At 71.3% G+C, this 6669-nt stretch carries 9 protein-coding genes and 1 tRNA gene; 3 read left to right on the top strand and 7 right to left on the bottom strand.

Annotated elements, in window-relative coordinates; translation table 11 throughout:
- On the bottom strand, nucleotides 1–1039 hold a 1039-nt coding region (locus tag DKL51_RS15945; protein ID WP_124812202.1), incomplete at its 3' end, for an NAD-dependent epimerase/dehydratase family protein.
- 45 nt (nucleotides 1040–1084) lie between these two features.
- Nucleotides 1085–1378, bottom strand: a complete 294-nt coding sequence (locus DKL51_RS15940) for a hypothetical protein (protein ID WP_243422548.1) — start codon at nucleotides 1376–1378, stop codon at nucleotides 1085–1087.
- A 221-nt stretch (nucleotides 1379–1599) separates the two neighbouring features.
- Between DKL51_RS15940 and DKL51_RS15935 the strand changes: the two genes are divergently transcribed.
- A tRNA-Lys gene (locus tag DKL51_RS15935) sits at nucleotides 1600–1674 on the top strand.
- Between the two features lie 62 nt (nucleotides 1675–1736).
- Here the strand turns inward: DKL51_RS15935 and DKL51_RS15930 are convergent.
- From DKL51_RS15930 to DKL51_RS15920, 3 genes are all read right to left on the bottom strand, one after another.
- Nucleotides 1737–2378 (bottom strand): class I SAM-dependent methyltransferase, encoded by a 642-nt coding sequence (locus tag DKL51_RS15930; RefSeq protein WP_109946193.1) that lies wholly within the window; start codon nucleotides 2376–2378, stop codon nucleotides 1737–1739.
- An 88-nt stretch (nucleotides 2379–2466) separates the two neighbouring features.
- Complete coding sequence (locus DKL51_RS15925; RefSeq protein ID WP_109946192.1) at nucleotides 2467–2808, bottom strand: MmcQ/YjbR family DNA-binding protein; 342 nt, start codon at nucleotides 2806–2808, stop codon at nucleotides 2467–2469.
- A gap of 770 nt (nucleotides 2809–3578) precedes the next feature.
- Complete coding sequence (locus DKL51_RS15920) at nucleotides 3579–3785, bottom strand: hypothetical protein (protein WP_123827071.1); 207 nt, start codon at nucleotides 3783–3785, stop codon at nucleotides 3579–3581.
- Nucleotides 3786–3975: 190 nt separating this feature from the next.
- Between DKL51_RS15920 and DKL51_RS15915 the strand changes: the two genes are divergently transcribed.
- Nucleotides 3976–4875, top strand: coding sequence for an SdrD B-like domain-containing protein (locus DKL51_RS15915; protein WP_109946190.1), 900 nt, complete (start codon nucleotides 3976–3978; stop codon nucleotides 4873–4875).
- A 48-nt stretch (nucleotides 4876–4923) separates the two neighbouring features.
- Here DKL51_RS15915 and DKL51_RS15910 read toward each other — a convergent pair whose 3' ends face one another.
- Nucleotides 4924–5457, bottom strand: a complete 534-nt coding sequence (locus DKL51_RS15910; protein ID WP_243420798.1) for an SAM-dependent methyltransferase — start codon at nucleotides 5455–5457, stop codon at nucleotides 4924–4926.
- 150 nt (nucleotides 5458–5607) lie between these two features.
- Between DKL51_RS15910 and DKL51_RS15905 the strand changes: the two genes are divergently transcribed.
- Complete coding sequence (locus tag DKL51_RS15905; RefSeq protein ID WP_109946189.1) at nucleotides 5608–6114, top strand: DUF8243 domain-containing protein; 507 nt, start codon at nucleotides 5608–5610, stop codon at nucleotides 6112–6114.
- Here the strand turns inward: DKL51_RS15905 and DKL51_RS15900 are convergent.
- Nucleotides 6070–6570, bottom strand: coding sequence for a GNAT family N-acetyltransferase (locus tag DKL51_RS15900; RefSeq protein WP_109946188.1), 501 nt, complete (start codon nucleotides 6568–6570; stop codon nucleotides 6070–6072). The genes DKL51_RS15905 and DKL51_RS15900 overlap by 45 nt on opposite strands.
- Between the last annotated feature and the right edge of the window lie 99 nt (nucleotides 6571–6669).

Below are 6669 nucleotides of genomic sequence, written 5' to 3'. Positions count from 1 at the left end.
CGGAGATGTATATAAAAGACAGGCCGGACAGGGGTGGGGCGGCCGTCTCGGCGGTGTGCGCCATGCCGGCGAAGAGTTCCTTCAGCGCGGTGAGGGCGTCGATCCTGGCTGTCCAGCCCAGCTCGGTCTCGGCGCGGTCGCTGGACATCAGCGGCGCGTTCAACGCCAGATCCACCCAGCCGGCGTCGACCGGTTGCAGCCGCGCCCGCCAGGTCAGCGCCGCCGCCGCGCGCAGCACCGGGGCGGCCACCGGCACCGTCCAGCCGTGGAAGTGCCGGGCCAACAGCTCCGGGGTCAGCACCGGGTCCGCGGCGATGTTGAAGGGGCCGCGCGCCTCGCTCAGCACCGCCCTCGCGTACGCGTCGGCGACGTCGTCGGCGTGCACCGCCTGCATCCGCAGCCGGCGGTTCGAGGGGACAAGCGGGATCCGGCCGTACCGGAGCAGCCGGACCGGGGCCAGCGGGCCGACGAAGTAGCGGGTGATCTCCGTACCGGCGTCCCGCTGGAAGGTCAGCCCCGGGCGCAGCCGGACCACCCGCAGCTCCGGACGCTCCCGCTCGACGCTGTCGAGCAGCGCCTCCACCTCCGCCTTGTCCCGGCTGTACGACGACCCTGGCACCCCGGTCGCCGGCCAGCGTTCGCTGACCGGGTGATCCTTCGGCCCGGCCGCGTACGTGCCGACCGACGAGGCGTGCACCAGGGCGGGGACGCCGGCCCGGACGACCGCATCGATCACCGCCCGGCTGCCGCCGACGTTGGTCCGGTGCAGGGTGCGCTGGTCGTGGCTGGGCTGGATCTGCCAGGCCAGGTGCACGACCGCCCGCGCGCCGGCGAAGATCGCGGCCAGCTTGTCGGCCGCTCCGGGCGCCCCGACGTCGCAGGAGTGCCATTCCACCCGGTCGTACGGCTCACCGGCGTCCGGCCCGGGCAGCCGGCGGGCGACCCCGACCAGCTCCGGCTCCGGCTCCGACTCCTGCCGCAGCCGGCGCAGCAGCGCCGTTCCCACGTTTCCGCTGGCCCCGACGATGACGATCCGCATGCCGGCTGCGGTACCCGCTGAACTGGACTCCAACCCCGGGAGCGGTCAAACACGGGGCGAGTGGCGCACCCAGCTCTTGTCCTGCCGGCGGCGCCCCTGCGTGGCGGCCAGGCAGCGCGGGCAGATGAAGCCCTCCGGGTCGGCCTCGGTGAGCTGGTCCGTCGAGGCGTAGTCGAACCGCACGTGCGGGAATCGGCGCAGCCGGGTACGGCTGAGCTGGAGCCCGCACACGGTCTGGTTCTGCCCCGGCAGCCAGGCGTGCACCTCACCGCCGGGCTGCCGTACGCCGTCCGCGCCGATGTCCTCGCTCGACGCGGCCACCGCAGGCGTACTGCTCATCCTCATACCGGACACCGTTCCCCGCCCGGCCCGGGCCATGCGGCAGCGGGAAAGATCCACACCAGCTCGCCGACCTGGCGGTCTGCCAGTCGGTCGGACACCGCCATGTCGCCGATCCCGATTTGATCACGTCCGCCGGTCGGTCCCCGGCTCGCCGGACATCGATGCGAGGCGGGAAGCCGGAAGCCCCCGGCGAGCGGGTTCCGGTAGCCTGGCGGGGCGGGCCGCTAGCTCAATGGCAGAGCTGTGGACTTTTAATCCATAGGTTCAGGGTTCGAGTCCCTGGCGGCCCACCAGGCACCGCTGCTGAGCTGCAAGAACGCCGGTCGGAGATCGTCGGACGCAACCAGGGCACAACCTAGCTGCGATCGTGGCCGACGGGGATGCTCGTCTTTGGCAACGGCCGGCGAGCGATGACGTCGAAGACGTGCCAGTGCTTGGGGCCGCTGTAGGCGGCACCCTCCTCGTCCCTTTCGGTGAAGCTGACGAGGTCCAGGCCCTCGAGCAGCGCTCGTGCGCTCGCTTCGCTGAGGAAGGTCATTTCAGGGTCGGGGGCCCACGAGTCCCGCTCCCCGAGGAAGTTGACGGCCAGCCAGGCGCCGGGAAGCAGGCTGGCTCGTAACAGGGCCCAGACTCGGGGGAAGGCGAGCGGGTGGACGAAGTGCAGTGAGTAGCCGGCGTAGACGAGGTCGACTGCTGGCAGTTCGGCCAGGTCGTGGAAATCGCTGACCTCGATGGTGAGCCGCGCGGGGTCGCTGACCTCTGTGGTCGTGAGGACGCGCTGCCGGGTGCCGGGAGCCGCGTCGATCGCGTGCACGTGCCAGCCGGCCCGCAGCAGGGCACGGGTTTCCACACCGGCACCACAGCCGAAGTCGATGGCAGTGTGCCCGGCTCCGTCGCCCGCGCGGGCGATGACCTCGCCACACAGCGGCCGGACCTCTCCACCCGCCTGGGCGTCGTTGTAGGCGGCCCAGTGGGCATCGGTGTGCGCGGTCGGCATCTCGCGATGCTGACATGTCTCAGCGGAAGGAGCAGGAACCGGACCCACCGATGGACGCGTTGCGGCTCCGGCTCGAGAACGGTTTCCGTTAGCTGCCCAGTCGCTGCCGCGCGAGGAACTTGGGCACGACCATCCGCCACGCGTCCGTGACCAGCTCGGTCATGTACCCGTGGTCGAGCCGCGCGAGATGACAGCACACCCAGTGGAAGCGCAGGTCGGACACGCCAGGCAGGAAGAAGAGGTCTGGCTCGCCGGCGATGAGCGCGTCACGTTCCTCTTTCGGGTATCCGAAGCCCATTGTCATTTCGTCTCGAGAGAACGCGACGTAGACGATGGAACCGACCCGGAACTTCACGCGGTCGCGGATCAGGTGCTCGCTGCTTCGCGGCAGTGTCCGTGCGAGCGCCCGTACGTCGGGGACGGTGACCATGCTCTGACGGTAGTGGCGGGAGGGCAACCAGGCGACCCCCTTCTGCTTCCGCGCAGCGCACCCGACGCTCCCACGCGCGTCGACGCGGCACGGCCGAACGCCGGACGCCCCAGCTACGGCAGAAGCGGCTTGACCACCAATGCAAAGTGGAACTCGGGGCGCGACTGAACGACCGATAGCGGAGGAGGACCAATGGTCAGACGTGTCAGTGGTCTGGCGGTGTCGTTCGTTGGTCTCGGCATCGGTATGGGGATCGGCGCGGGCTTCGGCTCGGCTGCCGTTCCGTGGGCCGTCGTCGTCGGCCTGGTGGGTATCGCGCTGTCCTTCGTCGGCTCGCGTGAACCCGCTCTCACAGCCGAGTCGCAGAGCAAGCCATCAAGCCCGCGACCCCAACTCGCAGACCTGGGCTCGCGGGTCGAGCAGATCCTGCGGTTGGCCGAAGAGCAGGCTGACAACTACCGCAAGGAGGCCAGCGCGAGGCGGAGGGCTTGGTGGTCACAGCCCGCTTGGAGGCCGGTGCCATCATCGACACGGCGCGGACCGAGGCCACCAGATTCGGAGAAGTAGCCGAATCCGACGCTGGTGACCGATGAGGTGCGAGCTCGCGTACCAATCAAGCGGAGCCAACGTGTAACGCATCAGCCGGGGTACGACGCCCGGCTGCCGGCGAAGTGGTCGAAGGGGCATGCCGGCAACCATCGACACCGCCTCGCGGTCACAGAGCTTGCAGGCCCCACCAGACGTCAGCACGTGTCCGGGCCGGCCGACGTCTAGCTGTACCGACGCGGATCCCGGGCGTACAGCAGGTAGAGCATCGGGCCGATGGGGAACGACATCACGATGATCAGCGCCCAGGTGTTGCGGGTGAAGTAGCGCAGATCGGCGTCGGGGGTCCGGGCCAGATCGGCCAGGCAGCGCGCGTCGATCCACCCAAGCAGCGCCATCAGCGCCACGACGGTGACCACGGCGACCATCACGGTGCCTATTGTCGCTCGCAGCGGGGCGTCGGTGAACGGCGCCGTAACGTCTTCTGGATCTTCGTCGCCTATTCAAGGGATCGACGTTTGTGCGCGCACAGCGTCGGTCCGGCCGGTCCGGCGCCCCTTGCGCCGGGCCGGGACGCGGCCCCGCGACCGCGGGTGGCCGCCCCAGCGACGTGAAGATCCTATGCAGCTCACCGCACTCCGCCCGACCCGCCGCGCCCTGCGGGCCGCGCTCACCGCCGTCGCCCTGACCGGCGCGGCCGTGGCCCTCGTACCCGCCGTGCCGGCGACGGCAGCCGGCCGTCAGCAGCCGGACCTGGCCGTCTCCCTGATGACCACCGACCTGCTGAACCCGGCCATCGGCGAGACCTTCTACACCTCCATCGACATCCGGAACTACGGCACCGGCGACGCCGCCCCGATGACCGTCACCGTCTCCGTACCGGCCGAGCTCCGACCCGAATCCGCGGGGGATCCGGGCGCCGGCTGGACCTGCACCACCGGGACGTCGAGCTGGACCTGCTCCTACCCGGCGCTGGCGGCCGGCGCGCGGGCGAATCGGCTGAGCCTGCCGAGCACCGTGATCGGCGGCCAGCCGGGCAGCTTCGTGTCGGTCGACGCGGCCATCAAGCCCCAGCGTCAGGAGTCCTACCAGGACAACAACACCGCCTCGACCCAGGTGGAGATCGCCGGCACCTGCGTCATCCGGGGCACCGTCTGGCAGGACCTCGACGCCGACGGGCAGCGGGACGCCGACGAGCCGCCGGTCGCCGGCGGAACGGACGGCGTGGTCGGCGTCAGCCTCTTCGTCCGCGGTGGGCAGGTCATCGGCGGCGGTCAGGCGACCGTGGCGCCCGACGGCACCTGGTCGATCACCGCGCGGACCGGGGCACTGTACGAGGTGCGAGTCGAGGCGGCCAGCACCTTCTCGCTGACCACCGCCGACCTCGGCGACGACGCCACCGACTCCGACATCATCCACTTCTACCAGCAGGACCCGACCCTGCTCGGCGGCAGCGCCGAGTTCGACCCGACTCCAGACGCCGAGTACGTCGTGGACGCCGGGCTGGTCGCCCGCGCCTGACCGCGCATCCCCTCCCGTCCCGCGCTCCGGCGGGGCGGGAGGGCCCGGTCAGCGGCGTACGCCCACGCCGCCGTAATCGTCGGCGTCCGGCACGAAGTGCAGCACCGCGGCCAGCAGCACCGCCACCGGCTGGTCGAAGTCGATCGCCCGGCGTACCTCGGGATCGGCCAGCAGCTCGTCGGGTCGGCGGACGTCGCCCTGCACGACCACCGTCCGGCCGTCGGTGGGCAGCAGCCGCCGGGCGTACGCGACGGCGACCTCGTCGTTGTCCACGTAGACCACCCGGGAGTCCGGCGCGACCGCCCGGAGGACCTCGTGCACATTGCCCTGGGTTGGCAGCCCGGCGCCGATGTCGAGGAACTGCCGTACGCCCTGCTCGGCGACGTACCGGACGGCTCGGCGGAGGAACGCCCGGTTGGTCTGGGCGGCGGCCCTGGTGTCCGGGAAGATCTCCAGGATCCGCTCGGCGGCGGCCCGGTCGGCGGCGAAGTTGTGGCAGCCGGCCAGGAAGTAGTCGTACATCCGGGCGACGTTCGGGCGGGTATCGGCCTCGGTCGGGGTGGTTGCCGGCTCACCGGTCACGACAGCGGTCCCTCCGTCGACGAACGTCTCTGCGCCCGATGTCTAGCACCCTGCGCGACACACCGCTGACCCGTCGTGTCCGTGATCCGGCTGCATCCGCCGCCCACCTGGTACGACGGTGGGAACCACGTGTCGTCGAGGAGGTACCGCATGACCAGCAAGCGGGAGACCGTCGAGGTGGACCCGGTCGTTTTCCGCGCCGTCTACGACTCGCCCGCCTCGCTGCCAGGCCGGCATCGCTGGACGACCCCGGAGGCGGACGTACGCCGGCTGGAGAAGCTGCTCGGCATGCCGGCGCGCACCATCGGCGCGCCGCTCTGGGTCAGTGGCGACGAGCCGGACTGTCCGAAGTGCGGCCGACGGGTGACCTGGTACGACATCGTCTCCTCGGCGCTGCACGGTGTGCACGACCGAGCCATGATCGCCCGGGTCATCCTCGGGGAGCGCAAGTACGTCAACACCGAGGTGCCGGACGCGATCCCCGGGGTGCACTGCGCCGACTGCCGCACCCCGATCGAGGGCCTGCGCAGCTTCAAGTGCCACAACTGGGCGTACGCGTTCGAGGATCTGGCAGCGGTCATCGAGCGGATGTCCGGCCCGCCGGCCCAGCGGTCAGCTACGGGATTGGGCGGTACCCAGGTCACGGACGTGCCGTAGGCCCGGGCGGCCGTTGAGCGTCAGCTCGCCGACCGGCGTGAACCCGGCTCGTCGCAGCACCCCGCGGGAGCCGGCGTTGTCCAGTGTGGTGCGAGCGGTCAGTCGGACCAGGCCGTACCCGTCGCGGGCGAGGTCGCACACCCGGCGTGCGCCCTCGGTTGCCACGCCGCGTCCGGCCATCCGCTCGGCCACCCGGTAGCCCAGCTCGGCGCTGCCGTCCGCGACGTCGACCAGGTTGAACCGGCCCAGCACCGCGCCGTCGTCGTCGGTCAGGACGTGGAAGTGACACGTGCCGGCGGCCTGCTCGGCCAGCAGCGCGGCGTGCCGGGCGTCGAAGTCGGTGAAGTAGTCGTCCCCGCGGTCCGGCACTGTCCGGGCGAAGTACGACCGGTTCTCCTGCTCGAACCGGAGCAGGGCCGGCGCGTGCCCGGGAGCCAGGCGTTGGAGATCGAACACCCTTGCCACCCTAGCCAACGGCGCCACGGTCCCCGGCCGGCACCGGGCGGGACGGGTCAGCCGGCGCTGCGGCGGGCCGGGCGGCGGCCGGGTGGGGAC

It is taken from the genome of Micromonospora globispora, assembly GCF_003857015.1.
Lineage (GTDB): Bacteria > Actinomycetota > Actinomycetes > Mycobacteriales > Micromonosporaceae > Micromonospora > Micromonospora globispora.
Note: the sequence above shows the minus strand (reverse complement) of the source record. Positions and strands in the feature narration are given on the sequence as shown.